The organism is bacterium 336/3, assembly GCA_001281695.1.
In the GTDB taxonomy this organism is placed as follows: domain Bacteria; phylum Bacteroidota; class Bacteroidia; order Cytophagales; family Thermonemataceae; genus Raineya.
The window spans coordinates 3880711-3897365 of the sequence record LJIE01000001.1 but is presented as its reverse complement, the minus strand read 5'-3'; the positions used below and the strand labels follow the sequence as shown (position 1 = coordinate 3897365).

The following is a 16655-nucleotide window of genomic DNA, read 5'->3' as shown; positions in this document are numbered from 1 at the left end:
AAAGATGATGATAATATTTGCATTGCTAAAGGGATTATAACAAAATGTAATGATAAAGACTTTTTAATTAAAGTGAAAATTATCGAAGCTTGTGATAAAAAAGGAATAATCTACTATGACAATAACAGATATAAAATTTATAATCCAAAAACCAAACGATGGAGTAACCCACCAAAACGAATAATTAAGAAAGTGAAAAAAAATAAAGAACAATGGTTTGAGTTTAAAGATTGGGAAACTTTATAATTGATGAAACTCTGTACATAACAATATACTTATTGAACAACTCAGACTTAGCCTCAGAAAATAGTAAAACATGCTTTTTATCATATAATATGCAAATTTAGATAAAGGTTTGATAAATATTTTATTGCTCAGATCATTAAGAATAACATAGAACATATACTGTGCTATTTCTAACATAATTATTTGATAAATAGTGTTTTATGTTAAAATGTAGATTTTAACGTGATTTTTGAGAGAATAGGGGTATGTATATTTATAAATTACTATCCATTTTAGAATAATGACAACAACCAACATAAAACGACAATTTTTGAACTCATTAAAACGTGGGACAGGAGAAGCATATCTGATAGTAAGAGATAATCCTGAAATTGACTTCTCAAATCAAATTATTAAAGGGGCATTAAATATTTTCGCATATGATGGGCAAAGTGAAGGAAGCAGAGCGAAGTATATTTTTGATATAATTTCTATTTGTAAACAGAAAACCAAAATTCGTAAAGCAGTTTTGCAAGGTTTGGCAACTGAACAAAATCATACTTGGAATTTAACCCATTTGTTTGACCTTGTTAAACTTTATGCAGAACAAGGTGATATAGAAGCAAAGCAAGCGATTTATGAAAGATTTTTAAGTAATCCCATTGAAGGTTCTGATTGGGTTGGGTATGAAGAAATTTTAACACTTGATGGACTTAACGGGCTTTTATTTATTGCAGAAAAGTTTGGGAAATATATAGCAGAAAACCCTAATAACTCTCAAGATGACTATATTATAAGATGTTTTCAAGATGATAATAAAGATTTAAAAGTTTACGAAATTCTTGAAAAAGCTTCAAAAACAAACAAACATATCCGACTTTATCTGGATATGATTTCTAAAACGAAAAGCATACAAGAAAAGCATAGAAATGAGAGAAGTAATATTCAATATAAAGACATTGTAGATGCAATTCTAAATGTCAAGTTTTTGCCTTTAAAAAGAATAAAACAAATATCTGAAGATGAAGTAAATTTAATAGCAAACAGACTGCTTGTTGAAAAGGATAAAACCAATATAGAAAAACTTCTAATAGTATTTAACTATCAAAAATTTCCATTTGATAGTGAGTTTATTTTAGATTTAGCAAAAAAAAGATCTTCTAAGAATAGAATTACAGAATACGCAATAGGTGCATTGAAACACTTAAAAAGTAATTCAATTAGGCAGTTTTTACTGAAAAATATTCAAAAATCAAAACGACCTTACAAATATTTGGAAATTTTAATTTCAAATTACGAAAAAGGAGACTTTAGGATATTATGTGATATTGCAACTAAATTTAATGATGAAGACATTATCGAAAATCTTGCTGGGACTTATACTAGTATTTATAGAGCCAACAAAACATTAGAGTGTAAAGAACCACTTGAAATTTTATACAGTAAAATGAATTGTGGCATTCATAGAAATGGAATACTAGAATTGCTAATGGCAAATAATGTTTTATCAGACAAAATTAGAAACGAACTACCATTTGATAGTTACTTGGAAACGAGAAAGCTACTGAAAGAAGAGTAAAAATCAACACGTAGTATTCTAATAGACTTTTACATCTTTTAAATAAATTTTATAAGTAAAACTCAAAAAACGACTCTAATGGAAATTACTGATGAAATAGAAAAAAATAGGATTATCCAGAAAATCTCAAAAACTATAGATATTGGTGAATACTATGATATACACAATTTAACTTCAGAAGAATTTTTAGAAAAGTATGGATATTGGGGATTTAGTTTCCGCAACTTTTATGAGATTAGATTTTATAATCATACAAATGTTTTGATCCAGTTGAAAAAATTAACAACACTTGGGCATCAATACTATTTTTTGCCAATAGATAAAGAGCAAAGAATCTATAAAGATAATATAGATTTTATTGATAGCTTATATCCTGAAGATTATCTTAAAGCTTATATAATAATTGCTGATGAAAAATTAAACTGGTTTTTAGTAAAAGATGAATTTAATAAATTAATTGGAGTAGGTGATTACTTCAAAAAAAGAATAAAAAAAATGATTCATTTAAAATTTGATAATGAGAAATTAATGTACGCCAATTATGATGAAAAATAAAAAAACTACCCAACATCATATTAAAATCAATAATGCTTAGAGTGTCAGTATCAAGATATGTTGCTTCTCTTATTGATTTGTAGTCATTGATGTTATTTCACTTTGAAATCTGCTATAAGCCTTATATATATTGTAAAATGAAGAGACTCTTTTATATCATACTGACATTTTTAATTTGGGGTTGTCAATCTCCCAACAATTCCAGCAGTACAGATAATTCTATTCCTATGGATTCTTCTGCAACTATGACCATATTGAAAAATACACAGATTAATACAGATTCCATTAACAAAAAGCCAATAGCTATTGATACAACAAATTTTATTATACAGGCAGGACAAGGAGTGAACGGACTTAATCTTAATATGACAGTACAAAGTGCTATAGAAAAATGTAGAAAACAGTCCGATTTTAATCGAAGCATTGCATGTGGGGAAACTACCACTTATTATACTAATCGATTTTTCTTTCTTAATAATAAAATTGTGGTTCTTTCAACCACCACTGGAGGTAATAAAAAGAATTTCACAGATTCACAAATAGAAGAAATAGGCATTTTGTATCCAGCTAATGCTATCACAGATAAAGGAATACATTTAAAGACTGATAACCTGTACAGAATTATAAAAACGTATGGTAAGCCAGAAAAAGAAGAAACCCATCCCAATAATATATATCTTAACTATTATTCAAAGGGAATTTCCTTTGACTGTAACAGACACAACAACTCCATTGAGAGAATAGCAATTTATAAAAAGGGTGAAGAACCTGATTTTTACTATTGGAACAGATGGTAAAAACTTTTGCAGGCATTGTAAAAATAAACAGAATAAAATGGAGCCAAAGTTTAGATGTGGGACAAGAAAAGCAATGGATGAGTTATCAGAAGAACTAAATATTCCACATGACTCTTCTATGCAAGACTGGTCTTATACAGAAGGAAATCCTGAAGACATTGAACAGTATATTTTACATTATAGATTGACAGAAGATGAAGATAAGAAATTCATTTTAATGGAATTTATCATTCAGGCAACAGAAGACCAAAGTACTGAAGAACTATTTGTAAAATATTGTGAAAGAATAAAACCAATATTAGAAACAGACTTTAAACTTCACGAATACACCATTCATTATTGGGCTTGTTGGGATAATGAAAATATTGAAGATTGTTGGAGAATCTCTCCATTGATGAGGCAAATATGGACTGACAATATTTTGACCAATGATTAATTTTAATGAGGTTCAAAACGATAAAGTATAAGTGAAGGCATCTAATACAAAACATTAGTATCAATATTAAGGAAATAAAATAAACACTTAAAAAATAAGCAAAATATGAAATCAAAATTGATGTTATTTTCAACAATTTTCCTGACAGGCATTCTCATAAGCTTTACAACCAAAAATGAAATTGGACAATGTTACATTTCATTTAAGAATGCCACAAATTTGACTGCTACCGACCCAGACCGACTTCCTGAAGCTTCGGAAAAATTTAGGATTGTGAAAACTGATAAGGGAGAAGTAGAAGTAACACGAATGGATGGTTACAGAGTTTTATATAACAATGAAAAGAATGCACCTTTTGTAAATTTGAAAGTTGAACTTTCAGACAAAAAATCCTACGAAAAAGACAAAAAGAATCTTCTTGATAACTTGAAGTATTTAAATTCACATTCACAGAATATGGAAACAAAAGATCTTATTAAACTTGAATTTAATGGTTATAAGGTTTATGGGTTTAGCAGAGCAACAATTGAAACAGGAAGTACATTAGGGACATTTGTTATGTTTCCTGGCAATGGGGTAACAGTTTATTTCTATTTCAATAACATGAAACCTGAATATAGAAATTTTGAAAGTGTTGAAGACTATAAAAAGCAACGTGATAAGTTTATAGACGAGTATACAAAATACTTAAAAACCTGCAATGGAAAGTAAATGCTTGTAATAATACGAGTTTTGTATTGGTGACCATACACAAAATTGAGGTTTCTAAGTTTGCTTGAATGCAAAGTTAACCATTAACTATAACCATTACAGACCAACAATCTTAAAAGATGACTAATTTTTTTTCAATTCTTATTATTTTATTGTTCTTGACAAACTGCTCTGGAAAAAAGTTGACTTTTGACCAAAATGGGAAAATTCAAAAATTAGGGATACCTAAGAAAATTGAATATTTTAAACATGAAGGTAAGGCATTTCAATATGCCAAAAATGCGATGTTTGTTATAACTGACAAAAAAGAATTAATGTCTATAATGAACGAAATTCAAAATGCAGACAATCCTGAACTATGGAAAGGGGCTGGGTGGGACAAAATTAGAATACATTTTACAGATACAATATTGAACATAAATACAAACAATAAAAAAATTGGTACTTCAGCAAGTGGAACATTCTATGATCTTAAGAAAGATAATTTTATTACAAAACGAATGAATGAAAAATAAAAGAGCATAAACTAACAATATCTAAAAGGCAAATCTCATGTTCCAAAATAGTTTATAGCATAATATTATTATTTAGATAGTTGCTAAATATCTGCTACAATTTTTATGACTACACAGAATGAGACATATATAGGTGATAAAAATACTTTTGCAATAAGGTATGCTCCTGGCTATACATATAAAGATAATGGATATTATTATGCTTTCTGTCATTTAGTATTGGGTGGACAAATAATTGGTGATCCAGAAGAACCCTGTTTTTTGAGTTCATGGAAAAGTTCGCTAAAACATATAAAAGACCAAATTAAAAATAATTTTGATTCAATTTCCCATACTGAATTTTCAAATAAAACTGACGAAGAACTATTTGAACTCGTTTGGAAGTCTAATCAACTTGAGGAGCAGCATAAGGATAAATACAAACATTTACCAGTCTTAGATAATAAGGTCTGGGTTAATTGCCATATTTCAATTGATGAAACGACAGATGCATATCTGATTACAATAATAGAATTAGATGGAAAAATAAAGTTTCTTTGGAAAGGTTGGAGAGAACCATGCCCAGCAGACAAAATAGGTAAATTATTTTCTGTAATTGTTGATAGAAACTTTGTTATTGATACAATTGAAAGTTGTTTAGACAAGATAGAAAAGGAGTATTTGACTTACCCTAAACAATAAAAAAGCTTACCAATATTTCTATCATCTAACATGCAAACTTGGAGTTATTTGCTTCTATGCGATTTCATAACAAATCTTTTGATGCTTCTTATCAAGTTCAGTAATAAAAGCCTGCCCAAATGCAAATTTGAAAAACATTATGTGTAATAGTTACTATTATGAATAATATAGAAGAATTTATTCAAAAACTTAAAAACGCTACTAACTATAAAGAGCTTCAAGAACAAATCATAATTTGGAAGCGAAGTCCAGAGATTCTTTATGAATTATATACAAGTCTTGATGATGCTATGAAGGAGCATGGCATTGAAGAAAGTATAATCAAAAACCAAAAAGAGTTTATTTTTAGGTCTTTAGCAATAACTTTAGGGCAAGAAAATATTAATCGTTCTTTCAAGTTGGTAAGAAAATATATTCATAGCTTAGATCTTCGAACTATCGCATCCATGCTTGCTTATCAAGATAAGAAAGATTTAACAGATCAAATAGACATGTATGATGACTCTGCATTACATGGTTTTTACTGGATGATTCTTCATGAGTTAGTAATTAGAAAAGAATTATTTTTTGGAGATAAAAGATTAGATAAAATAGCCGAAAGACTTGGGAAATCTAGATTATCTAATCTTCCTTTACAATTAACAACCATTGAAACAAAACTCTATTCAATAGATTTTAGCTATTATTCTTACGGGAAACCTACACCTTTATTTAATAATCAAACTCCAATAGATTATACAGAAAAGGAGGCTTCATCAAATATGAATATAGAATTAATGATAGAGCCTTTTTTAGAAAAGCAATGCCTATCAGTTTTGGATGACTGGACACTCAATTCCAATGGTAAAGCAGAATTTCGGTGTGGTAAAATGAATCGCCCTGAAATACCAATAGAAGAAATCATAGGCACTTTATATCAAGCTGAATTTGAAGAGAAGACAATATTGAAAATTGCTCAGGCTACTCCAAATAGAATATTTTCAATGCTTTATTCTACTGCATCCAATGGAGGAGCATATTCAAGAGGTGAACTAGGTGCTTATGGCAGATTAAAAGCTTGGCATTCATTTCTTGGAATGTGTGGAATTTCTTTTGAGAAGAAAAACATTCCATCAATAATTCACGAACTTGACAACTTTGTTTGGTTTGAATTTATCTCCAATACTTGGTTTTATAGGCAACTATCTTGGGATATAGGCATAGTTTGTATTCATATCCATACTAACAAAGTTTATTCAATTATAGGAACAGATACTGATTGAAATAAAGTTTTACATAAGTATGAAATTTAATACTCCCTGATTTTATAAATTTTAGAGCTGATAAAAGAAAAATTTTGGACAAGTTACAGGCTAGGAGAGATAATTTCTTTAATCAAGTTTTACACTTCAATACCTCTTTAGCTCTTAATATATTAAATGTTGCAACATTTAATATTGGTGTTTTTATTGAATTTTATATAAAATATTACACCAAAAATTAATTCTATTATTGCTACTTATTCTTTCCTTTTAGTATTTTCTACTAAAAAAAATTACTGAAAAATTATTTTATTACACCATTGCAAAATCAGGGATTCCCTGATGCGTGGGAGTTTTTTATTACTTAGATTGAGGAGAAATTGATATTTAATTAAACACTAATAAAAAAAGTAAATATTATAAAAAATACTATGTGTCTTGTATTAATGGCTCAATTCATTTATAAAATAGTGCAAGTATTACAGCAATTAATTCACAAGTTGATTACAACATTAAAAAATATAGCAATACTAAAATAGAAAATATGGGTATTAAAAGCAAGACACCAAAGGTAAATCAGGTAAATGAGTTTAAAGAGATTGCAAATAACTTTGCTAATCCACTTGAAATTGTTAGAGAAGCAATTAGTAATAGTATTGATGCTCGTTCAAACCTAATATGCTTACATTTTGACATTGTTGATCATTTTGGAGAAGAATTATTTCGAGTTATTATTAAAGATAACGGAAAAGGTATGAATGAAGATGAATTGGAAAGTTTTTTTGACTTAGGAAACTCGACAAAAATTGGGGATAAAGATGTTATTGGAGAAAAAGGACATGGAACAAAAGTGTATTTTCATAGTAGGCAAGTAAATTTAACTACTTATAAAAACGGAAAATGCATCAAAGCAAAAATGAAGGATATTTATAAAAGTTTAAACCAAAATATCATTCCAACATATGAATATGAAATAACAGATTCAGAATTAGATAAGTCAGGGACTGAAATTGAAATAATTGGTTACAACTTAAATAAGTATAGTGCATTTAAACATGCAATACTCAAAGATTATATTCTTTGGAAAACAAAATTTGGGGCTATTGACAAAGTTTTTGATATAACAACATTTAATGATTATAAGATTAGTTTAAAAGGGTTAGATGTTGATACTCCAGAACAAATAGAATTCGGGCATATCTTCCCACAAGAAAGCGATACTGCGAATAAACTATTTGAAATCCACAACAATAATGCACCTGACTATTTCTGTAAAAAGTGGATAGAAGTAGGAATACTGCCCAATTTCCCACATATTAAATATCAATCTGTATTTTATGTTGAAGGTAAAAATATAAAATATAGCTATAATCCAATGTTAAGAAGGCAAGGTTATAAAGCACCAGATGATTCTTATACTATTCAGGACAGATATGGTTTGTGGTTGACAAAGGATTTTATCCCAATTCAGAGAAAAAATGAATGGATAGTTTCAAAAGGAAGCGAATATACAAAATTTCATGCGTTTTTTAATTGTCAAAATTTTAAGTTAACAGCAAATAGAGGTTCAGTAGAAGCAACCACTCCTGAAATTCTACAAGATATTGAAAAAAAAGTAAGAGAAATATATGATTCAATTATAAACAGTGATGAATATGCAATATTAGATTGGTTGCAGGGAGAAGCAAAAGGATATGATACAGTTAAAAAAGAAAAGCGAGAATATGAAAGGAGAAAGAAATATGCTCTTAAACAAAAAGTTGCCGAATTTAAGGGAGTAAAACTTTATGAGCCTCAACTTGAATCAGGTGTTCATGCTCTTCTAATGCAACTTTCAATATTAGAGCCTGATTTGTTTCCATTTGAAATGATTGACTATAATACAAATACAGGCATTGATATACTCGTAAAAGAAAAAAATAATTTATCTATTGATCAATCTAGAATTTACTATGTTGAGCTAAAAAATTTCTTAGATAAGACATTTAATCACTCTTTTGAATATTTACATAGTATTGTTTGTTGGGATACCAAGATATTAGATGGAGATGAAATAGTTGATATTCAAGAAAAAAAACGAGTTCTGCATATTGTAAATCCAGAGTCAACAACAGACCATACAAGATATTTCCTTGATGATCCAAGAGATGAAAGACGAATTGTAGTTTATGTTCTAAAAGACTTCTTAAAAGAAAAATTAAACATAGACTTTAGACCAAGACAAACAAAGTAGGAAACTGTGGCTAATACAAGTTTTTTATTAGGAGGATAACTTTCAAACTTAGAATTTTATGTTTCTATTTAGATTGACTGTCCAAGTGTAAAACCTAAAAAACTATATTACATTATTAAAATCACATAAAAATGGAACCTGTTTTTGATAGATTTGAGATTAGAATACAAGAAGTTCTAGATACTTGTATTGTTGATTTATACAATGCAGGAGATAGCTCTAGAACTGGTTGGACTTCTACTATTAAAACAGCTTTATGTGAGTTGAAAAATGAAGTAAATGCAGGAAGTGATATATGTTTAGCTGCTTCAAGTGTTGAGAATAAAGATTGGATAGAATGGTTATTTGATGTTACATTATATATTTATTCAGGAGGGGGTGATTTTAGGCATTTGAAAAGAATACATCTAGCTGTTGAGTGTGAATGGGATTATAACCCTCAAGAAATACAAAATGATTTTGAGAAACTTCTTGTAGCCAAGGCTCAATATAAACTTATGATTTTTCAAGCAAAAGATAATGACTCCTTAAAAAACACAATAAGTGAACTAAAAACTATCATAGACAATTTCCCTTCTTATCCTGAAGAGCGATATATGTTTGCAGCTTATTCTGATGAAGATGGAGTTTTCTATTTTGATTTAAAGGTAATTAAGTAAAATATTAAAAAATAACTGGGTATGCGTTCAATCAATATTACATTTCAACATGGGCATATTTATGACTCCGAAACGAAAGAACGAGTTATAGTAGAAGAAAATATAAACTATATACTCATTTTTGAGAGAGAAGAGGATGTTAAGCCAGCTAAATTTGATAAACCTGAAAATATTCGTTCTGAAAGAGAAATTTATGATAAAATAAAAGATGATCCAAATGTAACAAGTATAAAGAAGTTGAAATCGGCAGGAGAACATCTGTATTTTTTCATTATAGAAGAGAATGAAAATAAGGATAAAGACGAACACACACTGAAACACTCCTGGTTTAGAATCACATTGCTTGAAGATTTATTTCTTTATACAAGAAAGGATTGGAAGAGTAAAGATTTGATTGAAGGAGGAAGACTAGAAGATTGTGCTTGTGTAGTAGATGAGAGTACAGATGATACACTTTTATTCTTTGAGCATATTTATGCAAAATCAGTTACATCTGCTTATAAAAAAACTCATATACATTATTTTGGAAATGCAGGTAGTCCAAGCAAGAATGCTTTTGATTGTCTTTATCTTTCAAAAAATAAGGATAAAGATAATACTCTAGAAATATTACGAGGTTTTGATGAAAGTCATAAAATAATAATAAAGAATACTATATTCTAATAAAAGGAGGTTAAAATGAATAAAATACCTACGGATCTAATAAAAGCAATAAACGATAATGATTTAATCGTATTTGTTGGTGCTGGATTATCTTTTAATTTCAAAAATGTGGATAATCAAAAATTGGAAGGTTGGAGTAACTTAGTAGTTAATATTCTGAATGACTTACAAAGCAAAGGACATGAAGTAAATGACCTAATGCCTCTAATCAAAAGGTATGATCCTATTAAAGTTTTAGACTTAATAGAATCAGACTCTGAATTGTCTAAAAAAGATATTTATAATTTTATTAAAAAATTTTTAATTCTAAGTGATAAAAACGACTATGACTTGCACAAAAAGTTGTTTGAGTTATCAAAAAAGATTATAACTACTAACTATGATACTGCATTTGAAGAAGCTGTTCCAGAACTTAGAAGGAGTAAAGCTTATAAAGGAAGAAACTATGAGTTAACAAAGCATAAAGATAAAGATGCTCCATTACTTTTTAAACTGCATGGTTGTTTCGAGGATGCTGATTCTATGGTCTTATTTCCATCAAATTATAAAAACCTTTATGAAAATCAGGATAGAGATGCAGAACATTCACTATTGGTATTAAAGAATATCATTATCAATAAAACAATTCTCTTTATTGGGGTAGGAATGGGAGATTTCCAAATAAACAATATTTTTAAGGAAGTAAAGAGGCTTCAAAGAGAGTACAACCAAAAACACTTTATAATCACAAATAAGACTTTGGATAGCACTCTTGATTTTCTTACACCAATCAATATCTCAAACTTTGATGAAATTAATTCGATTATTGATGAATTGTTATCAATTAAAAAAAAAATCTGAATAAAGAATCCAGTGAAGTAACTGAGTTAAAGAAACAATTAGAAGAGGCTCATAAGAAAATAGAAAAACTTGGTAATACTTCTGATAAAGATAAACTTTTAGAAAGAGAAGCTCTTAAGTATTTTTCTAGAGGTGCATTGCTTACTCTTTTAAATAAACTATCATCTGCAAATAAAAGATATAAAACAGCTTTAGAACTAAAACCAGACCTTTATCAGGCTCTTTATAACTGGGGAACTAATTTAGCAAACTTAGCTCGAACAGAAGATATAAAACAAGCTAGGAAGTTATATCGACAAGCTATTAGGAAATTCCAACAAGCCATCAGTATAAACCCTGATTTTCATGAAGCTTTTCATAATTGGGGAGGTGCCTTGATTCATTTAGGTAAAATAACCTCAAGGAAAATAAGAGAAGACGTATATTTAAAGGCGATAGAGAAGTTTGAACAAACAATCAATATCAAATCAGACTCTCATGAAGCCTTTTATAACTGGGGAATTATATTAAATCATCTAGCTCAACTTAGAGATGATAAAGAGAAGGAAGAACTATATCTACATGCAATAAAGAAGTTTGAACAAACAACTAATATCAAGTCAGACTCTCATGAAGCTTTTTATAACTGGGGAGTTATATTAGGGTACTTAGCTGAACTCAAAGAGGGAAAAGAAAAGGAAGAACTATACCAACAAGCAATTGATAGGTTTGATAAAGTGATCAGTATTAAATCTGATTATTATGAGGCATTAAATAATTATGGAAGTACCTTAGTAAGTTTAGCAAAAACAAAAGATGTAAAACAAGCAGAAGAATTATATCTAAAAGCTATTGAGAAGTATCAACAAGTTATCAATATCAAACCAGACTTCTATGAGGTTTTTATTAATTTAGGAGATACATTATTTCGTTTAACTGAACTCAAAGAGGGCAAACAGGCAGAAGAGTTATATCAGCAAGCTGTTGAGAAATATCAGCAAGCAATTAATATCAAACCTAATCAATATCAAGCTTTTCATAATTGGGGCAGTTCTTTAAGCTTTTTAGCTAAATTAAAAACAGGAAAAGAGGCAGAAGAGTTATATCTACAAGCTATTGAGAAGTTTGAAAAAGCTATCAATATCAAACCTGACTTTTATGAGATTTTTAATGACTTGGGGGCTACTTTAATAGATTTAGCTCAAATAAAACAAGGAAAAGAGGCAGAAGAGTTATATCTACAAGCTATTGAGAAATATAAACAGGCTATCAATATCAAACCTGATAAATATGAAGCTTTTTATAACTGGGGGCATTCTCTAAGCTTTTTGGCTAGATTAAAAACAGGAAAAGAGGCAGAAGAGTTATATCTACAAGCTATTGAGAAGTATCAAAAAACAACTAATATTAAACCAGATAAACATGAAGCCTTTTTTGGCTGGGGATTTATGTTAATCAGTTTGGCTGAAACAAAAAGAGAACAAGAGGGAGAGGAGTTATACTACCAAGCTATTGAGAAGTTTGAACAAGTTATCAATATCAAACCAGATAAACATGAAGCTTTTTTTGGCTGGGGATTTATACTAACTAATTTAGCTCAAATAAAACAAGCAGAAGAGTTATATCTACAAGCTATTGAGAAGTATCAACAAGCAATTAATATCAAATCAGACTATTATGAAGCTCTTCTTTATTGGGGATTTATATTAACTAATTTAGCTAAGTTAAAACAAGGAAAAGAGGCAGAAGAGTTATATCTACAAGCTATTGAGAAGTATCAAAAAACAATTAATATAAAACCTAATAATCACTTAATTCTTGATTTTTTAGGAGTAACTTTGGTTGATTTAGCACAAACTAAAGTAGGTACAGAAGCAGAGGCATTATATGAACAGGCTATCAATGTATTCTTACAGGCTGTTGAATATGGAGGAAATTATTATAATATATCAAGGGTTTATGCAATAAAAGGGGATAAAATGCAGTCCTTGAAATATTTGAATACTTCTTTAGCAAAAAATGAAGTATCTACTGAATTTGTAGAAAATAATGAAGATTTTAAATTATATCACAAAGATCAAGATTTTCAAGATTTGATAAATCAATATAAAAAATAGGGCTTTATAGATTATAAGCCCTATTATCTTTACTTTAGAAATATAGTTTCAATAGGTTTATTCATCTCCATTGATAGTTTCCATTATTTCTTTAAAACTATTTAAGCCAGCCTCTAGGTTTTCAATGATTTCATTTGCCAATACATCAGGATCTGGCAAATTGTCTAAATCAGTAAGGCTTTTATCTTTTATCCAAAAAATATCCAGATTGGTTTTATCCCTTTCTATAATCTCTGAATAAGTAAATTTACGCCATCTGCCTTCAGGATTGGCTTCACTCCAAGTTTCTACTCTTTTATTACGATTTTCAGGATTATAGCACTGAATAAAATCTTCTAAATCGTTAAAAGTTAAAGGATTTTTCTTCAAAGTATGGCTGATGTTAGTACGATAGTCATATATCCATACTTCCTTTGTCCAAGGGTCTTTGGAAGCTGGCTGATTATCAAAAAACAATACATTCGCTTTTACACCCTGTGCATAGAAAATACCTGTCGGAAGCCTCAAAATTGTATGTAATTCAGTAGTTCTCAATAGTTCTTTTCGTACTGTTTCACCTGCACCTCCCTCAAAAAGTATGTTATCTGGCAATACTACAGCTGCCTGACCTGTAACTTTTAGAAGTGTTTTGATATGTTGCAAAAAGTTGAGCTGTTTGTTGGCAGTAGTAGCGACAAAGTCCTGACGATTGACAATATAGTCTTGCTTTTCCTGATTGCCTTCCTCATTGGTAATGGTCATACTGCTTTTTTTACCAAATGGTGGATTTGCCAGTACATAATCATAACGGGTGCCATTATCAGCAATCAGAGCATCAGCGGAAGAAATAAGGCTTTCTCCATCTATTTCGCCTATATTATGTAAAAACATATTCATCAAACACAAACGACGAGTATTGGCTACAATTTCATTGCCATAAAAGGTTTTATTTTTCAAAAACTCTTTTTCATCTCTGTCTAATCCCTGTTTCTTTAAAAAATCGTAGGCTGCTAAAAAGAAACCACCCGTACCACAAGAAGGATCTATGATAGTTCGCATAGGTTTGGGACGAACACAAGCCACAATAGCTTTGATTAAGGCACGAGGTGTAAAATATTGCCCTGCACCACTTTTGGTATCTTCAGCATTTTTTTCCAAAAGTCCTTCATATATTCCTCCTTTAATATCTGCACCCATCAAATTCCATTGCTCTTTATCAATCATATCAATGATTTTTAAGAGTTTGGCAGGGTCTTGAATTTTATTTTGACTTTTGGTGAAAATCTGACCTAAAATACCTTTTTCATTGCCTAAACTGCGGAGCATTTGGTTATAAAAGGTTTCTAACTCTAAACCTCTTTTTTGTGAAAGGGTTTGCCAGTCGCAGGTTTCTGCGTTTGGTAACTCTTTGCCTTGTTCATCTTTGAGTTTGGGAAATTTTAGTCCTTTGTCGTATGGGGGCTGATTGAATTCATCTGCCATTTTTAAGAATAGCAAATAGGTAATTTGTTCTAAATAATCACCATAGCCCACACCATCATCTCTGAGGACATTGGCAAAATTCCATACTTTGGATATAATAATTGATTCGGTCATGTTATTTCCAGATATATTTTGCGATATTAAATAATAATTTTTGTCTCATTTCTAACTCATCTTTCCCAAATTTACTAATTGGCTTTAAGTCAAGATTAAATTTCTTTTTTAGATCATTCATATCTAATTTTGATTTGTAAGTATCTTCACGTAAAGTTTCATTCCAGTAAAGAGTATTGGCGTAAGTTTTTAACTTTTTTGAATAAGGTTCATTATTGCTAGATATATTATCACGCCCTTTGAGTAATAAAATTCCTCCTAAACGATTTCTTTCTTGTTCAAATACTTCATCATTATCAAATAATGTTTTGTTTTCTTCATTATAAGAAAGTATATGTTCTATATGAAAGCCTTTTTTTGAACCTGTTCTCAATACTAAATCATCTAAAGGGTGCTTCATTCCAAGATTTAGATTTTCACTTAAGAATTGCTCTACCCTTGCAAAAAAATATCTCTTGAATCGCATATTTAGATTAATGCCTATGTTCTTGAAAAAAGTATATTGTAGTCCTTCTATTATTTCAGAATTTCTCTTTTTCTTTAACTCCTCAAACAAGTATTTATCAAATACACTACGTATCTTATCTACATTTCCATCTCTAATTTCAGATGATATTTTGTAGAGGAGTTCATAAAAGGAATTACTATCATAGGAATTTTGAAGTTGCAATAGAGAAAATAATCTATCAATTTCATAAGCAACTTTTTCAATCTTTGCGTCTTCTTCTGGGTCGTTTAGTTTACAAGCAGACAAGATGAGTAAAAACTGTCCATCCATTTCATTTAATTTGTTCAAAAATACGGAAGGATATTGCTTATCTTGTTTTTTAGAAGCATCAAGTATTTTAATATAAAGTGTGGTATAATAGGTAAAAGTGGTATCCAAGAAATTCTTCACCATAGTAGGATTGTGCTTTAGGTGAAGTGTATTATCCATACTGTTGGTAAACATTTCCCTGTGATAATCACCATCAAATGATGTCCCATCTTTACGAGTATTAGAGTATTTTGATTTTAAGTAATATCTAAAAAATGTATCTATTTCGTCCTCCTTGAAGTCATTTATCGTTTTCACCTTACTTTCCCATAAATGATTGTAATTAAACTTGTCCAGCTCTAATTTGTCAATTTGTCCAAGTAGTTTTCCTTTGAGAATTTCATAAGGTTTTAGGCGAATCCCTCTATCATTAATCACTTCAAAAACCATAGGTACTTGTGTTTTTTCAACAGACAAATTAATGAGTACAAGTCTGTATAAAAAGAAGTATGCAAATGTTTCAAAACGATGTTTATTTCCTAGTTGCTCATCAATATACTTTGAAACGGTTGAATAGTTAGCTAAAAGATTTACTGATGTAATAGATGCTGATGTATCTATTTCTTTATGTTCCTTTTTATTCTCAAATAAATCTTTTAATACATTTAGTGATTTTTCATGGTTTATCCAGTAAGATCTTTTCCCTCCACTAAACCCAGCAATTTTACTATTTATCCATTCAATAAAATCACTCTCACAGGCTAATTCCTTTGCTTTATTATATAACTTAATAAGTATGATAGTAAGAGTTGTCAAGCGTTGCTGACCATCTACTATATATACTTTACCATCAATATTGTTTGTAACATAGGTATTGAGATAATACCATGAATACTTAGCCATGATAGTTTCGATACTTGGCTCTAATGAACTAGACTTTTCATATTCTTGGTTGAACATAAAAAAAATATCATCTAAGAGTCGCAATACTGGCTCTGTTGTCCATTTGTAATCACGTTGATAGAAGTCTATGTGATAGGTTATATTAGAAAATACTCTATCTATATTTTGTTTATCTGGTGCTATTTCCAT

At 29.5% G+C, this 16655-nt stretch carries 15 protein-coding genes; 13 read left to right on the top strand and 2 right to left on the bottom strand.

Annotated elements, in window-relative coordinates; translation table 11 throughout:
* The first annotated feature begins 526 nt into the window (after positions 1-526).
* The 13 genes from AD998_18270 to AD998_18210 all read left to right on the top strand — a co-directional run bounded on the left by AD998_18270 (position 527) and on the right by AD998_18210 (position 13231).
* Positions 527-1804 (top strand): hypothetical protein, encoded by a 1278-nt coding sequence (locus AD998_18270; GenBank protein ID KOY87821.1) that lies wholly within the window; start codon positions 527-529, stop codon positions 1802-1804.
* Between the two features lie 78 nt (positions 1805-1882).
* Positions 1883-2359, top strand: a complete 477-nt coding sequence (locus AD998_18265; GenBank protein ID KOY87820.1) for a hypothetical protein — start codon at positions 1883-1885, stop codon at positions 2357-2359.
* Positions 2360-2496: 137 nt separating this feature from the next.
* On the top strand, positions 2497-3156 hold the full coding sequence (locus tag AD998_18260; GenBank protein KOY87819.1) for a hypothetical protein: 660 nt from the start codon (positions 2497-2499) through the stop codon (positions 3154-3156).
* A gap of 37 nt (positions 3157-3193) precedes the next feature.
* Positions 3194-3592, top strand: a complete 399-nt coding sequence (locus AD998_18255; protein ID KOY87818.1) for a hypothetical protein — start codon at positions 3194-3196, stop codon at positions 3590-3592.
* 105 nt (positions 3593-3697) lie between these two features.
* Complete coding sequence (locus AD998_18250; GenBank protein KOY87817.1) at positions 3698-4303, top strand: hypothetical protein; 606 nt, start codon at positions 3698-3700, stop codon at positions 4301-4303.
* Positions 4304-4422: 119 nt separating this feature from the next.
* The gene (locus AD998_18245; protein ID KOY87816.1) at positions 4423-4818 is read left to right on the top strand and encodes a hypothetical protein; all 396 of its coding nucleotides are present in this window, start codon (positions 4423-4425) and stop codon (positions 4816-4818) included.
* A gap of 105 nt (positions 4819-4923) precedes the next feature.
* On the top strand, positions 4924-5499 hold the full coding sequence (locus AD998_18240; protein KOY87815.1) for a hypothetical protein: 576 nt from the start codon (positions 4924-4926) through the stop codon (positions 5497-5499).
* Between the two features lie 158 nt (positions 5500-5657).
* Complete coding sequence (locus AD998_18235; protein KOY87814.1) at positions 5658-6761, top strand: hypothetical protein; 1104 nt, start codon at positions 5658-5660, stop codon at positions 6759-6761.
* Between the two features lie 523 nt (positions 6762-7284).
* Entirely contained in the window at positions 7285-8973 is a 1689-nt protein-coding gene (locus AD998_18230; protein KOY87813.1) for a hypothetical protein, read from the top strand.
* Between the two features lie 131 nt (positions 8974-9104).
* Positions 9105-9632 (top strand): hypothetical protein, encoded by a 528-nt coding sequence (locus AD998_18225; protein KOY87812.1) that lies wholly within the window; start codon positions 9105-9107, stop codon positions 9630-9632.
* A gap of 21 nt (positions 9633-9653) precedes the next feature.
* Complete coding sequence (locus tag AD998_18220; GenBank protein KOY87811.1) at positions 9654-10295, top strand: hypothetical protein; 642 nt, start codon at positions 9654-9656, stop codon at positions 10293-10295.
* Between the two features lie 15 nt (positions 10296-10310).
* Positions 10311-11135: a hypothetical protein gene (locus tag AD998_18215; GenBank protein ID KOY87810.1), complete on the top strand. Its 825-nt coding sequence runs from the start codon at positions 10311-10313 to the stop codon at positions 11133-11135.
* Positions 11136-11272: 137 nt separating this feature from the next.
* On the top strand, positions 11273-13231 hold the full coding sequence (locus AD998_18210; protein KOY87809.1) for a hypothetical protein: 1959 nt from the start codon (positions 11273-11275) through the stop codon (positions 13229-13231).
* 57 nt (positions 13232-13288) lie between these two features.
* On the opposite strand, the gene AD998_18205 is transcribed toward AD998_18210, so the two are convergent.
* Positions 13289-14806, bottom strand: a complete 1518-nt coding sequence (locus AD998_18205; GenBank protein ID KOY87808.1) for a DNA methyltransferase — start codon at positions 14804-14806, stop codon at positions 13289-13291.
* Position 14807: 1 nt separating this feature from the next.
* Positions 14808-16655, bottom strand: coding sequence for a hypothetical protein (locus AD998_18200; GenBank protein KOY87807.1), 1848 nt, complete (start codon positions 16653-16655; stop codon positions 14808-14810).